This window comes from Streptomyces sp. NPDC126503 (assembly GCF_040302405.1).
GTDB lineage: Bacteria > Actinomycetota > Actinomycetes > Streptomycetales > Streptomycetaceae > Streptomyces > Streptomyces gulbargensis.
Genome location: NZ_JBEORS010000004.1, coordinates 308234 through 325468, shown reverse-complemented (window position 1 = coordinate 325468; position 17235 = coordinate 308234). Strand labels below are relative to the sequence as shown.

Here is a 17235-nt window from a genome sequence, read left to right as displayed (position 1 = left end):
CGTACCCGTCACCGAGGAGACAAAAGCCGTGCCGGACCCTTCCCCTGTCTTCGGCCGAGAGGCGTCGTCGCGCCCCTCGCGCGCCTCCCTGCGGACCGCCGTCGTGTGGGACGTCCTCCGAGACGCCCTGGACCGCCGTGCCAAGGCCACCGGGAAGGACAGCCTCGATGTCCTCGACACCGGCGGCGGCTCCGGCAACTTCGCGGTGCCGGTGGCCCGCCTCGGCCACCGGGTCACCGTCGTGGACCCCAGCCCCAACGCCCTCTTCGCGCTGGAGCGCCGGGCCGGCGAGGCCGGGGTCGCCGACCGGGTCACCGGCGTCCAGGGAGACATCCGCGGCCTCTTCGACGTGGTCGGGCGCGAGGGCTACGACGCGGTGCTCTGCCACGGCGTCCTCGAGTACGTGGACGACCCCGCCGAGGGCGTACGGAACGCGGTCGCCGCGCTCCGGCCCGGCGGCAGCCTCAGCCTCCTCGCCGCCGGACTCGGCGGCGCCGTCCTCGCCCGCGCCCTCGCCGGCCACTTCACCGAGGCCAGGACCGCGCTCGCGGACCCGGCCGGCCGCTGGGGCGCCGGTGACCCCGTGCCCCGGCGCTTCACCGCCGAGCAGCTCACCGAGCTGGCCGCCGGGGCCGGGCTGAGCGTCGGAGCCGTCCACGGTGTCCGGGTCTTCGCCGACCTGGTCCCCGGCGTCCTCGTCGACACCGAGCCCGGCGCGGCGGAGGCCCTGCTCAAGCTGGAGGCCGCCGCGGCCGAGCTGCCCTCCTTCCACGCCATCGCCACCCAGCTCCACCTCCTCGGCGAGAAGCCGGCCTGATCCCCGGACCCCTCGGCCGCACCGCAGGACGGGCACCCGTTCGGCGGTGTGGACGACGGGCCCGCGAGGAGTACGCCACAGGCCGCCCGATCAGGGGTCCGGCCCCGTATGATCGAGGCACACCATCCGGCATGACGGACAAGGGGCTGGGGAATCAACGCTTCAGCAACCGATCCGCATGGCGGCCCGGATTGGCTTTTCGGCATTGTGGGCGGGTTTCACGGGGGCGATTCCCTGCCTATCCTGAAAGGGCCGCAAACCGGTCGCCCCCGCGACCGACGACTAGGAGGACTCCGTGCCGCTCTCGGAGCACGAGCAGCGAATGCTCGAGCAGATGGAGCGAGCGCTGTACGCCGAAGATCCCAAGTTCGCGACAGCGCTCGAGGGAAGCGGACTGCGTACGTACACCCGGCGACGGGTCTACCAGGCAGTCGCCGGCTTCCTGGTGGGTATCGCGCTCCTCATGGCCGGAATGGTCGCACAGCAGATCTGGATCAGCGTGGTGGGATTCCTCGTCATGCTGGGCTGCGCGGTCCTGGCGGTCACCGGATGGCGCAAGGCGCCCAAGCCGGGTGAGCAGCAGGCCGGTGGAGGAGTGGCGGCCGGAGGCCGTCAGACCCGGCAGCGACGCTCCATGATGAACCGCATCGAGGATCGGTGGCAGCGCCGCCGTGACGAACAGCAGGGCGGCGGCCACTGACGCCCCCCTGAGCGGCAGCCCCGCACCCCAGCACCTCGAGCCCCGTGGCTCCCGCGCCGTACGGCGCGAGGCCCACGGGGCTCGACGTGTTTCCGGCCGTGTGCACCCCGGGCCTGCGGCGCAGGGTCCCTGGCCGGCCACGGCCCGCACCCGCACCGCGCCGGTGCCCGGACGCGAGGCCGGGAACCTCGGAGCACCATGAGCCCCGCGGGCGGGAACGGGCCGTGCCGGGCGGGGGCCGGTGTGGGGCAGGGGGTTCGCCGCCAGGCCTGGCCGGGACGCCCGCCGGGACAGGGCTGCGGGCCGGGACGCCCGCACGCCCGCCGGGACAGGGCTGCGGACCGGCCGGACGGGGGCCGGGGGCCGTGCTGCCTCCGGCCGGGCCGGCTGCGGGCCGGGAGCCGCCGGAGCGCGTACCACCGTGGCCGTGCCGGGCGGGACGAGACCGGCACCGGACCAGGGACGGGGCACGGAGGGGCCCGCGCGGGCGGGCACGGGGGTGGCGCCGGATCCTCCGCGGCGCGGACAGCCCGCCGTGGTCGTACCGCCGGCCGCCATTCGGGCCGGGACGCGCGGCGCCCCGGCCCGAGTCACGGCGGAACCCCTCGCTCGCACCGGGGCCGGCCGCCCGCTCTCACCCCGCCTCGCGGGACCCCCGACGCAGCAGGGAGAGCGGGGCGGCGACGGCCGCGTCCCAGCGGGCGGACCAGGCGGCCGAGACCGCCGCCCACCGTTCGGCCAGCGCCCATCGCAGGCGGGCCGCCGAGCGCGGGGCCAGGAGGGCGCGGGCGCGGGCGCGCCGGCCGGCCGCGGCGTGGAACGCGGCGCGGACGCGGGCCGCGTCGTCCGAGAGCCCCGGCGCGGGGCGGGGCGACGGCGCGTAGAGGGTCTCCTCCACGGCCCCCGCCACGCGGTGCACCGCCTCGGCGGCCTCACCCTCCAGCCCGCCCCGGGAGACGATCCGGGCCGCCGTACGACGCGGGGTGCGCGACTCGTCCGGCTCGATCCCGTGGTCCCAGGCGGTGTCGTTGATCTCCGCCCAGACCGCCAGCGTCCGCGCCGCCACCGCCGAGGGATCCCGTGCCCCCGACCCGCCGAGCCGGCGCGCCCGCAGGCGCGCGCGCCACAGCGCCGGGAGCAGGGGCAGCGCCAGTACCAGCAGGACCACGGCGCCGATCAGGACCCCGCCCCACCAGTCCGTACCGCCGCCACCCGGGGAGGCGGCGCCGGCCGCCACGTCCGGGCCGCACTCGCCCAGGCGGCGCAGCTGCGCCGGGCAGCTCTCCGACGCGCTCGGCGCGACCGACGGCTGCGCCGAGGCGCTCTGCCGCGGCTGCGGCACGCCGGTCGCGGTGCCCGACGGCCTCTCGGCGCGGGTGTAGTCCGGGGTGGTGCCCCGCGAGGGCGTCGGCTCGAACCGGGTCCAGCCCACGCCCTCGAAGTACAGCTCCGGCCAGGCGTGCGCGTCCCGGATGCCGACCGAGACCGAGCCGTCGCTCTGCGGGGTGCCGGGCATGAAGCCGACGGCCACCCGGGCGGGGATGCCCAGGGTGCGGGCCATCGCCGCCATGGAGAAGGAGAAGTGGACGCAGAAGCCCTGCTTGTCCCGGAGGAAACGGGAGATCGCCTGCACCCCGGTCCCGGAGTCGACGTTCACCTCGTACCGGAAGCCGCCGTCCCGCGCGAACCACTCCTGGAGCTTCACCGCCTGCTCGTAGTCGCTCCGCGCGCCCCGGGTGATCCGCAGCGCGGTCGCCCGCACGTCGGCCGGCAGCGACTCGGGCACCTTGGTGTACTCCCGGCGCAGCTTCTCCGGCGCGGTACCCGCCCCGGCCAGCAGGTCCGCCGTCGGCCGCACGTCCAGGCTGGTCACCTGGTAGCGGACGCCGCCGGTGGTCTGCTTGTTGTCGCCGACGATCGTCCGGCCGGCCGGCTCGTACCGCCACCGTCCGTCGATGTCGACCTTCGCCACCGGGTACGGCATCGGCAGCCACTTGTCCCGGTACGCCTCCGAGGCGACGAAGTTGGTGGTCACCTCGGTCGACGGCACGCCCTGGGCGAGCCCCTCCGGGAACGGCAGCAGCCGCGGCACGTCCTCGATCGGGCGCACCGACGACTTCCACGAGGCCCCGTCGAACTGGTCGAGCGAGACCAGCCGCAGATACAGGTCGCCGATGTCGCGGCTGTTGGTCCGGTAGCGCAGGACCTCCCGGTCCTCCGGCTGGCGCAGGTTGTCCTGGAGGGCGACCAGCGGGTTGACCGCCGAGATGGTGCCGCCCTGCCCGCCGCCCGAGCCGGCCCCTTCGCCGGCGCCGCCGAGGAGACCGCCGCCGAGACCGGGCAGCACCAGCGGCACCGCGAGCGCGAGCCCCATCGCCACGGCCCCGATCCGCCGTCCGGTCCGCACCGGCGCGAACCCCGGACCGCCGCCGGAGGCCGGCGCCGTCCGCCGGCCGGGCCGCTGGGGACCGCCGAAGACCCGCCCCCACTGGGAGAGCCGGTCGCGGCCCTCCGCGAGGAGCAGCAGCAGATAGCCCGAGGCGGCGAGCAGGAACCACAGGTGCCCGGCCCCGCCGCCGGAGAGCCCCGCCGCCACCGAGTACAGGGCCAGCAGGGGCAGACCCGCCGGGGCGGCCCGCCGGAAGGTGACGGCGAGGGCGTCCACCAGGAGCCCGATCGTCACCACACCGCCCACCAGCATCAGCCGGATGCCCTCGGTGTCCGGTGCCGGGGCCGCGTACCGCCCGACGTCCTCGGCACCCGACCGGAACAGCTCCGCCGCGTGCGCGAAGACCTCCGGTCCGGGGATCACCCCCAGCAGGGCCTGCTCGCGGGCGAAGGCCACGGTCAGCGCCAGCAGCGCGACGACCGCCTGCGCGGCCACGGTCAGCGGCCGGGCCAGCGGCACCCGGCGCGCGAGCACGCCCGCCCCGCTGACCAGGCCGAGCACCAGGGCCGCCGTGAAGATCCAGCTCGCCGGCCGCACCAGCGGAAGGAGAGCCCCGGCCGCGGTGAGGGTGGCGACCCAGGCGGCCGGCGTGAGGCGCGTACGCCCGCTCATGACCGGCCTCCGTAGCTCTGCGCCGTCTCGGGACGGCCCCCGGCCGCCCCCTGCCACACGTCGGCGATCCGCGCCCCGGGCGGCACGGCGACCGCCGTCCAGCCCGCCTCGCGCAGCTGCCGCAGCCGCTCCCCGGCCGCCCCGCCGGCCCCGGCCGGCGGGCCGCCCTCGCCGGAGCCGTACGCCTGCCGGCCGCCGGAGTCGAGGACGAACGCGACGGCCGCGCCCGCGCGCGCCCGCATCCCCGCCACCAGGGCCGCCTGCCGCTCGTCGAGGTCGCCGAGGAAGGCGACCAGGAGCCCCTCGCCGGAGCGCAGCGCCTCCGAGGCGCGGGACAGCCCGGCGCCCTCGGAGTGGTCCACGACCGCGAGGGTGTCCATGATCAGCCCGGCCGCGTCCGCCGCGTCCTGGCCGGAGCCGCCGAAGCCGTCACCGCCGTCGCCGGGCACGGAGCTGCCGGTGTCCGTGATCAGCCGGACCGCGTACCCGCGCTCCAGCATGTGCGTCAGGACGGACGCCGCCCCGGACACCGCCCACTCGAAGGCCGCGTCGGGCCCGGCGCCCCGGTAGGCGATCCGGCGGGTGTCCAGGAGCACCGTGCACCGCGCCCGCTGCGGCTGTTCCTCGCCGCGCACCATCAGCTCGCCGTAGCGCGCGGTGGAGCGCCAGTGGACCCGTCGCAGGTCGTCGCCGTGCCGGTAGGCGCGCGGGATGACGTCGTCGTCCCCGGCGAGCGCCAGCGAACGCTGCCGGCCCTCGCCCTGCCCCACCGCCTCGCCGGAGAGCGCCACCGGAGGCAGCGGTTCCGTCCGGGGGACGACGGTGAGGGTGTCGTACGCGCTGAAGGAACGGGTCAGCTCGCACATCCCGAAGGGGTCGCCGAGCCGCAGCTGGAGCGGGCCGAGCGGGAACCGGCCGCGCAGGTCGGAGCGGACCCGGTACGACACCTCGCGCCGCCCGCCCGCCTCGACCCGGTCCAGGACGAAGCGGGGGCGGGACCCCAGGGTGTACGGCACGTGGTCCTGGAGCATGAGCAGACCGGTGGGCAGCTTCGAGACGTTCTCCATCCGCAGCTGCACCCGGGCCTCGGAGCCGGCCGCCACCCGCTGCGGCGTCAGCCGCCGCGAGGTAGCGACCCGGTAGCGGGTGCGGTGCAGCACCAGGACGCAGAGGACCGGCAGCACGGCGAGGAGCAGTCCCACCCGCAGCAGGTCGGCCTGGCCGAGGACGTACGCGCAGACGGCGGCGGCCACCCCGGCGGCGAGGAAGGACCGGCCGCGGGTGGTCAGACCGCCGAAGGCGGCCCGCAGCCCGCCCCGGTCGTCCTCGTCCCGCTGCCCGTCGCGCACGGCAGCGGTCGTCATCACAGCCGCCGGCCCCCGGGCTGCGGCTGCCCGAAGCCGGGCGCGGCCGGCGGGGCCGTGGCCGGGACGGGGGTGCGCTGGAGGATGTCCAGGACGACCTGCTCGGAGGTACGGCGGTTCAGCTGCGCCTGCGCCGTCGGCAGGAGCCGGTGCGCCAGGACCGGCACGGCGAGCGCCTGCAGGTCGTCGGGCAGCACGTACTCGCGTCCGGACAGGGCCGCCGAGGCCTTGGCGGCCCGCAGCAGGTGGAGCGTGGCCCGCGGGGAGGCGCCCAGCCGCAGGTCGGGGTGGGTGCGGGTGGCGGAGACGAGGTCGACGGCGTACCGCCGTACGGCGTCGGCCACGTGCACCGCGCGCACCGCCTCGATCAGCTTCAGCACGTCGTGCGCGTGCGCCACCGGCTGGAGGTCGTCCAGCGGGGAGACCGAGCCGTGCACGTCGAGCATCTGCAGCTCGGCCTCCGGGCTCGGGTAACCGATGGACACCCGAGCCATGAAGCGGTCCCGCTGCGCCTCGGGCAGCGGATAGGTGCCCTCCATCTCCACCGGGTTCTGCGTGGCGACGACCATGAACGGGCTCGGCAGCTCGTACGTCTGCCCGTCCACGGTCACCTGCCGCTCCTCCATGGACTCCAGGAGCGCGGACTGCGTCTTCGGCGAGGCGCGGTTGATCTCGTCGCCGATGACGACCTGGGCGAAGATCGCGCCCGGCTTGAACTCGAAGTCCCGCCGCTGCTGGTCGAAGATCGACACGCCCGTGACGTCCGAGGGCAGCAGGTCGGGCGTGAACTGGATGCGGCGCACCGAGCAGTCGATGGACCGGGCCAGCGTCTTGGCGAGCATGGTCTTGCCGACGCCGGGGACGTCCTCGATCAGGAGGTGCCCCTCGGCGAGCAGTACGGTCAGCGAGAGCCGTACGACCTCGGGCTTGCCCTCGATCACACTCTCCACCGATCTGCGGACACGCTCCGCGGTGGTGGTCAGATCAGTGAGGCTCGCTCGATCGTCATAGGTCGTCACCCGGCCCTCCTCGGCCTTGCAGGAACACCGACACCTGCCCCCGCCGGGCCCGTCCGGGCGGTCTGCGGGGGGTGTCACCCGAGCATTCTTGTTGGCCTGGCCGGGTTGTGTCACTCGCCGGTGGACAAGTGCGGAGAAGATGCCGGGGTTTGCGCCGGTTTCACGGCCGTTACGCCTGGTCGGCCGGGCCGCCGGCCGGCTCTCAGGCCGGGTCGACCTCGCGCAGCAGCCCGGTCGTCACGTCGAAGACGAAACCGCGGACGTCGTCGGTGTACGGGAGGAAGGGGGAGGTCCGCACCCGCCGCATCGACTGCCGGACGTCCTGCTCGACGTCGCGGAAGGCCTCGACCGCCCAGGCCGGCCGCTGCCCGACCTCCATCTCCAGCTCGTGCCGGAACTCCTCCGTCAGGGTCTCCAGGCCGCAGCCCGTGTGGTGGATCAGCACCACGCTGCGGGTGCCCAGGGCACGCTGGCTGATGGTGTGGGAGCGGATGACGTCGTCCGTGACCACCCCGCCGGCGTTGCGGACGGTGTGGCAGTCGCCGAGTTCGAGGCCGAGCGCCGCGTGCAGGTCGAGCCGGGCGTCCATGCAGGCGACCACGGCGACGCCGAGGACGGGCCGGGCGTCCATGCCCGGGTCGGCGAACGCCGCGGCGTACCGCGCGTTCGCCGCGACGAGGCGGTCCGTGACGGTGGAGTCGCCGGCCAGGACGGCGGAGGAAGGGTGCGCGGAGGGCGTCATGGTCCCGACGGTAGGGGGCACGGCCCCGGGCGGGCGCCTGTGGGAGCGGACAAAGAACCCCGACCGCCCTTGGTGTGAGCCACCCCACAGACCGGGGGAGGCCGCCTCCGGAAGGGTGACGTCCGCCCGCCCCTCCGGCTCTCCGCGACGCGCCAGCCGGTTGATTGACCGGCGGGGCCCGTGGACTAAAGTGACGCGGAGTTCACGGAGACATCGAGCGATTTCCGCGGTTTCTCCCCCGTGTGTGCGGCGGTACCTACGGCTCGGCATCCTCCCGCTCGGCGGTACGTGCCTCCGCGCCGGATCTGAGAGGGCGCATTGAGCAACGACCGACACGTCCCGGTGATGCTCCAGCGGTGCCTGGACATGTTGGCCCCCGCCCTCCAGCGCCCCGGCGCGGTCGTCGTCGACTGCACCCTGGGTCTCGGCGGACACAGCGAGGCCCTGCTCCGTTCCTTCCCCGAGGCGCGGCTCGTCGCCCTCGACCGGGACAAGGAGGCGCTGCGGCTCTCCGGCGAGCGGCTCGCCCCGTACGGGGAGCGCGCCACCCTCGTCCACGCCGTGTACGACGAGCTGCCCGAGGTCCTCGACCGGCTCGGCATTCCGAAGGTGGACGGCGTCCTCTTCGACCTGGGCGTCTCCTCCATGCAGCTGGACGAGGCCGACCGCGGTTTCGCCTACGCCCAGGACGCCCCGCTCGACATGCGCATGGACCAGACGACCGGCATCAGCGCCGCCGAGGTCCTCAACACCTACCCGGCCGGGGAGCTCGTCCGCATCCTGCGCGCGTACGGCGAGGAGAAGCAGGCCAAGCGGATCGTCTCGGCCATCGTCCGCGAGCGCGAGAAGGAGCCGTTCACCAACAGCGCCCGGCTCGTCGAGCTGATCCGCGACTCCCTTCCGCAGGCCGCCAAGCGCACCGGCGGCAATCCGGCCAAGCGGACCTTCCAGGCCCTGCGCATCGAGGTCAACGGCGAGCTGTCGGTCCTGGAGCGGGCCGTTCCGGCCGCCGTGAAGGCCCTCGCCGTAGGCGGCCGGATCGCCGTCCTCTCGTACCACTCCCTGGAGGACCGGCTGGTCAAGCAGGTCTTCGCGGCCGGCGCGGCGACCACCGCGCCGCCCGGCCTGCCGGTCGTCCCGGAGAAGTACCAGCCCCGGCTCAAGCTCCTCACCCGGGGCGCCGAACTCCCCACCGAGGAAGAGGTGGCCGAGAACCGGCGTGCCGCGCCCGCCCGGCTCCGCGGGGCCGAGCGCATCCGGGAGGACGTGCTGTGAGCACGGCGAAGGGGCCGCTCAAAGGGCGGGCCGCGCGGCTCGGGCGGCTCATGCCGTCGGGGCCCAGCTCGGCCGCCCGCACCCCCTTCGTCCTGCTGGTCGTGGTGCTGCTCGGCGGCGGGCTCATCAGCCTGCTCCTGCTGAACTCGGCTCTCAACCAGGGCTCCTTCAAGCTGCGCGAGCTCAAGGACCGCACCACCGAACTCACCGACGAGGAGCAGGCGCTCCAGCGGGACGTGGACGCCCACGCCGCCCCCGACGCCCTGGAGCGGCGCGCCCGCAAGCTCGGCATGGTGCCGGGCGGCAGCCCCGCCTTCCTCGGGCCCGACGGCAAGGTGCTGGGCGTGCCCTCCGCGGCCCCCGCCCCGGAGCCGAGCCCCACGCCCGTACCGACCCCGCCCACGGAGCCGGCGGCGCCGCCCGCCACGGCCGGTTCCCCGCAGGCGGACCAGCTCCAGCAGCGGTCCGCCATGGGCGCGGGCGCCGCCGGAACCGACCCCGCGTGGACCGACGCCGCCTCCGGGGCGGACCCCGCCCGGGCCGGATCCGCCGGTGCCGTGTCCGACGGAACGGGGTCCGACGCGACCGCGCCCCCGACCACCCTCCCCACGACCTCCGGCAGGTGACCGAGCAGTGCCGTCCCAGGAGCCCCCGCGCCGCCGCGTCCCCGGCCCCGCCCGGCCCGCCCGCCCCCGGCCCGCCTCCGCCGGAGCCCGTACCGCCCGCCCCGCCCCGCGCCCGGCCGCCAAGCGCCCCGCGCCCCGGCCGCCCGCCCGGAAACCCCGCACCATCAAGCTCGGCAGCCCCCGGCCCCGGCTGCGGCTGATCTCCGTCGGCCTGACCCTCGTCATGCTCGTCTTCGTGGTGCGCCTGCTCCAGGTCCAGGCCGTGCACGCCGACGCGTACACCGCCAAGGCCGCCGCGTACCGCTACCAGGAGTACACGCTCTCCGCCGAACGCGGCGAGATCACCGACCGCAACGGCATCGCGCTGGCCTCCAGCGTCGACGCGTACGACATCACCGCCGACCCGAAACTCTTCACGCCCGAGGAGAGCAAGGTCCCCGACGCCCCCGAGCAGGCCGCCGCCCTCCTCGCCCCGCTCCTGGGCAAGCAACCCGCCGAGATCGCCAAGAAGCTGCGGACCCCCAAGTCCCGCTACACCCTGCTGGCCCGCAAGCAGACCCCGCAGGTCTGGAACCAGATCAGGGACCTCAAGAGGGTGTACGGCCAGAAGGCGCAGGAACCCGGCGGCACCAAGGTGAACCTGCTCGGCGGCATCCTCAGCGAGCCCAGCAGCAAGCGCGTCTACCCGAACGGCGAACTCGCCGCCGGGATACTGGGGTACGTCAACGCCGAGGGCCGCGGCGCCGGCGGCGTGGAGTCCATGCTCGACGGCGAACTCGCCGGCAAGGACGGCAAGATCCGCTTCACCCAGTCCAACGGCCGCCAGGTGCCCACGGCCGGCTCCCAGGGCACGCCCGCCGTCCCCGGCTCCGACGTCGAACTCACCATCGACCGCGACATCCAGTGGGCCGCCCAGCGCGCCATCACCGAGCAGGTCCGCAAGTCCAAGGCCGACCGCGGCTACGTCATCGTGCAGGACACCCGGACCGGCGAGGTCCTCGCCATGGCCAACGCCCCCGGCTTCGACCCCAACGACCTCTCCGCCGCCAACTCCGCCGCCATGGGCAACGCGGCCCTGCAGGACGCCTACGAACCCGGCTCCACCAGCAAGGTCATGTCCATGGCCGCGGTCCTGGAGGAGGGCAAGGCGGCCCCCGACACCCACGTCGTCGTCCCCAACCGGCTCCACCGCGGCGACCGGCTGTTCAAGGACGACGTCGACCACGTCACCTGGTACCTGACCCTCAACGGCGTCCTCGCCAAGTCCAGCAACATCGGCACCATCCTCGCCACCGGCCAGCTCGGCGCCACCCAGGCCGAGTCCAACCGGATCCTCGACTCCTACCTGCGCAAGTTCGGCATCGGCAGCCCCACCGGCCTGGACTATCCGGGGGAGACCCCCGGCATCCTCGCCAGGCCCGAGAAGTGGTCCACCTCCCAGCAGTACACGATCCCCTTCGGCCAGGGCCTCTCCGTCAACGCCATGCAGGCCGCCTCCGTCTACTCGACCATCGCCAACGGAGGCGTACGCGTCGAACCGAGCCTCGTCCGCGGCACCAAGGGCCCCGACGGCCGCTTCACCCCTGCCCCCGAGCCCGGGAAGACCCGCGTCGTCAGCGAGAAGACCGCCCGCACCCTCGCCGAGATGCTGGAGTCCGTCGTCGACGACCGCGAGGGCACCGGCACCCGCGCCGCCATCCCCGGCTACCGCGTCGCGGGAAAGACCGGCACCGCCAACCGGGTCGACCCCGAACTCGGCCGCTACAAGGGCTACACCGCCTCCTTCGCCGGCTTCGCCCCCGCCGACGCCCCCCGCGTCACCGTCTACTGCGCCATCCAGAACCCCACCAAGGGCAGCTACTTCGGCGGCCAGATCTGCGGACCGATCTACAAGAAGGTCATGGAGTTCGCCCTCAAGACCCTCCACGTGGCCCCCACCGGCCGCGAGGCCCCCCGACTGCCCGTCACCTTCGACCCCACCCCGTGACACCCCGTGACACTCCGGGAGCACCAGTGACAACGATCACCCCCCGTTCCGGGAACCGGAAATCGAACTCCGGCGACGCCCCGGGCTCATTTAGCCCCGCAGAGGGTGCGCCCGGTACGCTCACCGCCGTGCCACACGCTGATCAGTACCGAACCACCCCACCCCGGCCGCGGCAGGCCCGCCCGACACCCCTGGGCGAGCTGGCCGCACGACTGGGCGTCGAGACGCCCGGCGCGGTCGCGGTGTCGGGGATCACCCACGACTCGCGGGCGGTGCGCCCCGGCGACGTGTACGCGGCGCTGCCCGGCGCCCGCGCCCACGGCGCCGACTTCGTCGCCCAGGCCGCCGGTCTCGGCGCCGCCGCGATCCTCACCGACCCGGCCGGCGCCGAACGCGCCGCCGCGACCGGCCTGCCGGTCCTGGTCGTGGAGAACCCGCGCGGCCACATGGGGGAACTCGCCGCCGAGATCTACGGACACCCCGGCGAGGACCTCCTCCAGATCGGCATCACGGGCACCTCCGGCAAGACCACCACCGCCTACCTCGTCGAAGGCGGCCTGCGCGGCTCCGGACGGCGCACCGGCCTGGTCGGCACCGTCGAGATGCGGATCGGCGACGAGCGCATCAAGTCGGAGCGGACCACCCCCGAGGCCACCGACCTCCAGGCCCTCTTCGCCGTCATGCGCGAACGGGGCGTCGAGGCCGTCGCCATGGAGGTCTCCAGCCACGCCCTCGTGCTGGGCCGGGTCGACGGCTGCGTCTTCGACGTCGCCGTCTTCAACAACCTGAGCCCGGAGCACATGGAGTTCCACTCCGACATGGAGGACTACTACCGGGCCAAGGCGAGCCTCTTCACCCCCGAACGCAGCCGGATCGGCGTCGTGAACGCCGACGACGAGTACGGCCGCCGCCTCGCGAAGGAGGCGACCGTCCCGGTCGTCACCTTCTCCGCCGAGGGCCGCGCCGACGCCGACTGGCGCGCCGAGGACCTCGTCCTCGGCTCCCACACCTCGACGTTCACCGCGGTCGGCCCCGGAGGCGAGCGGATCGCCGCCACCGCCCCGCTGCCCGGCCCGTTCAACGTCGCCAACACCCTCGCGGCCGTCGCGACCCTCGCCACCGCCGGCCTGGACCCGAAGGCCGCCGCCGACGGCGTCGCGGCCGTCCCCGGCGTCCCCGGCCGGCTGGAGCGCGTCGAGGCCGGCCAGCCGTACCTCGCCGTCGTCGACTACGCCCACAAGACCGACGCCGTCGAATCGGTCCTCCGCTCCCTGCGCGAGGTCACCGAGGGCCGGCTGCACGTGGTCATCGGCTGCGGCGGCGACCGGGACACCACCAAGCGCGGCCCGATGGGCGCCGCCGCGGCCCGGCTCGCCGACACCGCCGTCCTGACCTCCGACAACCCCCGCTCCGAGGACCCCCTCGCGATCCTCACCACGATGCTCGCGGGCGCCGCCGAGGTGCCCGCCGAGGAGCGCGGCGAGGTCCTCGTCCTCGCGGACCGTGCCGCCGCCATCGCGGCCGCCGTGGCCCGCGCGAAGCCCGGCGACACCGTCCTCGTCGCCGGCAAGGGCCACGAGCAGGGCCAGGAGGCGGCCGGCGTGGTCCGGCCCTTCGACGACCGCGAGGTCCTGCGCGCCGCGATCCTCGACCAGAACGCCCAAGCCGCTCCGCCGGCCGGCGGAGCCACCGCCAGCCACCAGAACAGTCAGGGATGAAGCAGTGATCGCCCTCTCCCTCGCCGAGATCGCCGAAATCGTCGGCGGGCAGGCGCACGACATACCGGATCCGGCCGCCCGGATCACCGGGCCCGTCGTCATCGACTCCCGTGAGGTGCGGGACGGCAGTCTCTTCGCCGCCTTCGCCGGGGAGCGCGTCGACGGCCACGACTACGCGCAGCGCGCCGTCGAGGCGGGCGCGGCGGCGGTGCTCGCCGCCCGCCCCCTCGGCGTGCCCGCGATCGTCGTGGACGACGTCCAGGCCGCGCTCGGAGCCCTCGCCCGCGCGGTCGTGGAGCGCCTCGGCACCGATGTCGTCGCCCTCACCGGCTCGGCCGGCAAGACGTCCACCAAGGACCTGATCGCCCAGGTCCTCGAACGGCACGCGCCGACCGTGTGGACGCCCGGCTCGCTCAACAACGAGATCGGCCTGCCGCTCACCGCGCTCAAGGCCACCGACGAGACCCGGCACCTCGTCCTGGAGATGGGTGCCCGCGGCATCGGCCACATCCGCTACCTCACGGAGCTCACCCCGCCCCGTATCGGCCTCGTCCTCAACGTGGGCAGCGCCCACATCGGGGAGTTCGGCGGCCGGGAGCAGATCGCCCAGGCCAAGGGCGAACTCGTCGAGTCCCTCCCGTCCGCCGAGGACGGCGGCGTGGCGGTCCTCAACGCGGACGACCCGCTCGTCCGCGCCATGGCGAGCCGCACCAAGGCGCGCGTGACCCTCTTCGGCGAAGCGGACGAAGCGGCCGTACGGGCCGAGAATGTCCGCCTCACCGCGACCGGACAGCCCGCTTTCCGCCTTCACACACCCACCGGGTGCAGCGACGTGACCTTGCGCCTGTACGGTGAGCACCACGTGTCGAACGCGCTCGCAGCGGCCGCCGTCGCGCACGAGCTGGGCATGCCTGCCGAGGAGATCGCCACCGCGCTCTCCGAGGCCGGTTCCCTGTCGCGCTGGCGCATGGAGGTCACCGAGCGTCCGGACGGCGTGACGATCGTCAACGACGCCTACAACGCGAACCCCGAGTCCATGCGAGCCGCCCTGCGCGCGCTCGCGGCCATGGGCCGGGCCGCACAGGCCCAGGGGGGTCGTACGTGGGCGGTGCTCGGCAAGATGGCCGAGCTCGGCGACGCCTCGCTGGCCGAGCACGACGCGGTCGGACGGCTCGCCGTCCGGCTCAACGTCAGCAAGCTCGTCGCGGTCGGGGACAGGGAAGCGTCCTGGCTGCAACTGGGCGCATATAACGAGGGTTCGTGGGGTGAGGAGTCGGTGCACGTGTCCGACGCGCAGGCGGCTGTCGACCTGTTGCGCAGTGAGCTGCGCCCGGGGGACGTCGTCCTTGTGAAGGCATCCAGGTCGGTCGGTCTCGAGCAGGTCGCGCTGGCGCTGCTCGACACCGAGGGTGAGGTCGCCGGCCGATGAGGCAGATCCTCTTCGCGGGGGCCATCGGCCTCTTCCTGACCCTGATCGGCACCCCGCTGCTCATCAAGCTGCTCGCCCGCAAGGGATACGGCCAGTTCATCCGGGACGACGGCCCGCGCGGTCACCTGGGGAAGAAGGGCACGCCCACCATGGGCGGCATCTCCTTCATCCTGGCCACGCTGATCGCGTACGCCCTGGCGAAGGTCATCACCGGCGAGGACCCGACGTACTCGGGCGTCCTGGTGCTGTTCCTCATGGCGGGCATGGGCCTCGTCGGCTTCCTCGACGACTACATCAAGATCGTCAAGCAGCGGTCGCTGGGCCTGCGCGCCAAGGCGAAGATGGCCGGCCAGCTGATCGTCGGCATCGCCTTCGCCGTGCTCTCGCTGCAGTTCGCCGATGTGCGCGGGCTGACCCCCGCCTCCGAGAAGCTCTCCTTCATCACCGACTTCGGCTGGTCCATCGGCCCGGTGCTCTTCGTGGTGTGGGCGCTCTTCATGATCCTCGCCATGTCCAACGGCGTGAACCTGACGGACGGTCTGGACGGTCTGGCGACCGGCGCCTCGGTGATGGTCTTCGGCGCCTACACGTTCATCGGGCTCTGGCAGTTCCAGGAGTCCTGCGCCAACGCGATGGACCTGACGAACCCCAACGCCTGTTTCGAGGTCCGCGACCCGCTGGACCTCGCGGTGGTGGCCTCCGCCCTCATGGGCGCCTGTTTCGGCTTCCTGTGGTGGAACACCTCGCCCGCCAAGATCTTCATGGGTGACACCGGCTCGCTGGCCCTCGGCGGCGCGCTCGCCGGTCTCGCCATCTGCTCCCGCACGGAGCTCCTCCTCGCCCTGCTCGGCGGTCTCTTCGTCCTGATCACCATGTCCGTGGTCATCCAGGTCGGTTCCTTCCGCATGACGGGCAAGCGGGTCTTCCGGATGGCCCCCCTCCAGCACCACTTCGAGCTCAAGGGGTGGTCCGAGGTCCTGGTCGTCGTCCGGTTCTGGATCATCCAGGGCATGTGCGTCATCGTCGGCCTCGGTCTCTTCTACGCGGGATGGGCATCCGAAAAGTGAGCGAACAGCTGGACTGGCAGGGCAAGCACGTCACCGTCGCGGGACTCGGCGTCTCCGGTATCCCGGCCGCCCGCGTCCTGCACGGCCGCGGCGCCGTCGTGACGGTGGTCAACGACGGCGACGACGAGCGCTCCCGGGCGCAGGCCGCCGAACTGGAGGCGGAGGGCATCACCGTCCGCCTCGGGGACGGGGCGACCCTGCCGTCCGGCACCGAGCTCGTCGTCACCACCCCCGGCTGGCGGCCGGACAAGCCGCTCTTCGCGGCCGCCGCCGAGGCGGGCGTGGAGATCTGGGGCGACGTCGAGCTGGCCTGGCGCCTGCGCGGGCCGGGAGCGGCCCCCTGGCTCGCGGTCACCGGCACCAACGGCAAGACCACGACCACCCGGATGCTCGCCTCCATCCTGGAGGCGGCGGGCCTGCGCACCGCCGCCGTCGGCAACATCGGCGTCTCCCTCCTCGACGCGGTGCTCGGCGAGGAGGAGTACGACGTGCTCGCCGTCGAGCTCTCGAGCTACCAGCTCCACTGGGCGCCGTCCGTGCGCGCCCACTCGGCCGTCGTGCTCAACCTGGCGCCCGACCACCTCGACTGGCACGGTTCCATGGAGGCGTACGCCGCCGACAAGGGCCGTATCTACGAGGGCAACCAGGTCGCCTGCGTCTACAACACCGCCGACAAGGCCACCGAGGACCTGGTCCGCGAGGCCGACGTCGAGGAGGGCTGCCGCGCGATCGGCTTCACCCTCGGCACCCCGGGCCTCTCCGAGCTCGGTGTGGTCGAGGGCATCCTCGTCGACCGGGCCTTCGTGGAGAACCGGCAGAAGCAGGCCCAGGAGCTGGCCGAGGTCTCCGACGTCCGCCCCCCGGCCCCGCACAACATCGCCAACGCGCTCGCGGCGGCGGCCCTCGCCCGCGCCTTCGGCGTGGAGGCCAAGGCGGTACGGGAGGGGCTGCGCGCCTTCCGGCCCGACCCGCACCGCATCGAGCTGGTCGAGGAGGTCGAGGGCGTCACGTACGTGGACGACTCCAAGGCCACCAACACCCACGCCGCGGAGGCCTCGTTGGCGGCCTACGACCCGATCGTCTGGATCGCCGGCGGCCTCGCCAAGGGCGCCACCTTCGACGAGCTGGTCCAGAAGTCGGCGAAGCGCTTGCGCGGGGCCGTGCTGATGGGCGCCGACCGCGCCCTCATCCGCGAAGCCCTGGCGCGACACGCCCCACAGGTCCCGGTGGTGGACCTCGACCGGACCGACACTGGGGCGATGTCCGAGGCGGTCCGGGAGGCGGCCCGGCTGGCCCGCCCCGGGGACACCGTCCTCCTCGCCCCGGCCTGTGCCTCGATGGACATGTTCACCAACTACAACAAGCGGGGCGAGGCCTTCGCGGACGCGGTCCGCGCACTCGCCGCCACCGGGCCCGCCTGACCCGACCAG

13 protein-coding genes are annotated in these 17235 nt (G+C 74.2%); 9 read left to right on the top strand and 4 right to left on the bottom strand.

All coding sequences use genetic code 11. From position 1 onward, the window contains the following. The first annotated feature begins 28 nt into the window (after positions 1–28). Positions 29–817 (top strand): class I SAM-dependent methyltransferase, encoded by a 789-nt coding sequence (locus ABTY40_RS08410; RefSeq protein WP_345281127.1) that lies wholly within the window; start codon positions 29–31, stop codon positions 815–817. A 295-nt stretch (positions 818–1112) separates the two neighbouring features. After that, the gene (locus ABTY40_RS08405; RefSeq protein WP_352058784.1) at positions 1113–1517 is read left to right on the top strand and encodes an SCO2097 family morphological protein; all 405 of its coding nucleotides are present in this window, start codon (positions 1113–1115) and stop codon (positions 1515–1517) included. A gap of 634 nt (positions 1518–2151) precedes the next feature. Here the strand turns inward: ABTY40_RS08405 and ABTY40_RS08400 are convergent. The 4 genes from ABTY40_RS08400 to ABTY40_RS08385 form a co-directional block, all read right to left on the bottom strand. After that, positions 2152–4578: a transglutaminase TgpA family protein gene (locus ABTY40_RS08400; RefSeq protein ID WP_352058783.1), complete on the bottom strand. Its 2427-nt coding sequence runs from the start codon at positions 4576–4578 to the stop codon at positions 2152–2154. Beyond that, the gene (locus ABTY40_RS08395) at positions 4575–5942 is read right to left on the bottom strand and encodes a DUF58 domain-containing protein (protein ID WP_352058782.1); all 1368 of its coding nucleotides are present in this window, start codon (positions 5940–5942) and stop codon (positions 4575–4577) included. The genes ABTY40_RS08400 and ABTY40_RS08395 overlap by 4 nt, the downstream gene beginning before the upstream one ends. Next, entirely contained in the window at positions 5942–6961 is a 1020-nt protein-coding gene (locus ABTY40_RS08390; protein WP_352058781.1) for an AAA family ATPase, read from the bottom strand. The genes ABTY40_RS08395 and ABTY40_RS08390 overlap by 1 nt, the downstream gene beginning before the upstream one ends. A gap of 202 nt (positions 6962–7163) precedes the next feature. After that, a complete protein-coding gene (locus tag ABTY40_RS08385) occupies positions 7164–7703 on the bottom strand; it encodes a beta-class carbonic anhydrase (protein WP_352058780.1) in 540 nt (179 codons plus the stop codon). 318 nt (positions 7704–8021) lie between these two features. Between ABTY40_RS08385 and rsmH the strand changes: the two genes are divergently transcribed. From rsmH to murD, 7 genes are read left to right on the top strand one after another with little or no spacing between them, the layout of a single operon-like run. Continuing rightward, complete coding sequence (rsmH, locus tag ABTY40_RS08380; RefSeq protein ID WP_352058779.1) at positions 8022–8978, top strand: 16S rRNA (cytosine(1402)-N(4))-methyltransferase RsmH; 957 nt, start codon at positions 8022–8024, stop codon at positions 8976–8978. Beyond that, a complete protein-coding gene (gene ftsL, locus ABTY40_RS08375; protein WP_352058778.1) occupies positions 8975–9604 on the top strand; it encodes a cell division protein FtsL in 630 nt (209 codons plus the stop codon). Before rsmH ends, ftsL begins: the two co-directional genes overlap by 4 nt. 7 nt (positions 9605–9611) lie before the next feature. After that, positions 9612–11591: a peptidoglycan D,D-transpeptidase FtsI family protein gene (locus tag ABTY40_RS08370; protein WP_352058777.1), complete on the top strand. Its 1980-nt coding sequence runs from the start codon at positions 9612–9614 to the stop codon at positions 11589–11591. Between the two features lie 26 nt (positions 11592–11617). Further along, positions 11618–13309: a UDP-N-acetylmuramoyl-L-alanyl-D-glutamate--2,6-diaminopimelate ligase gene (locus ABTY40_RS08365; RefSeq protein ID WP_502990514.1), complete on the top strand. Its 1692-nt coding sequence runs from the start codon at positions 11618–11620 to the stop codon at positions 13307–13309. A gap of 4 nt (positions 13310–13313) precedes the next feature. Further along, on the top strand, positions 13314–14738 hold the full coding sequence (locus ABTY40_RS08360) for a UDP-N-acetylmuramoyl-tripeptide--D-alanyl-D-alanine ligase (RefSeq protein WP_352058775.1): 1425 nt from the start codon (positions 13314–13316) through the stop codon (positions 14736–14738). Further along, positions 14735–15805 carry a phospho-N-acetylmuramoyl-pentapeptide-transferase gene (mraY, locus tag ABTY40_RS08355; RefSeq protein WP_352058774.1) on the top strand — a complete coding sequence of 357 codons (1071 nt, stop codon included), beginning with the start codon at positions 14735–14737 and terminating at the stop codon, positions 15803–15805. The genes ABTY40_RS08360 and mraY overlap by 4 nt, the downstream gene beginning before the upstream one ends. Beyond that, positions 15787–17226, top strand: a complete 1440-nt coding sequence (murD, locus tag ABTY40_RS08350; protein WP_352058773.1) for a UDP-N-acetylmuramoyl-L-alanine--D-glutamate ligase — start codon at positions 15787–15789, stop codon at positions 17224–17226. Before mraY ends, murD begins: the two co-directional genes overlap by 19 nt. Positions 17227–17235 lie beyond the last annotated feature (9 nt).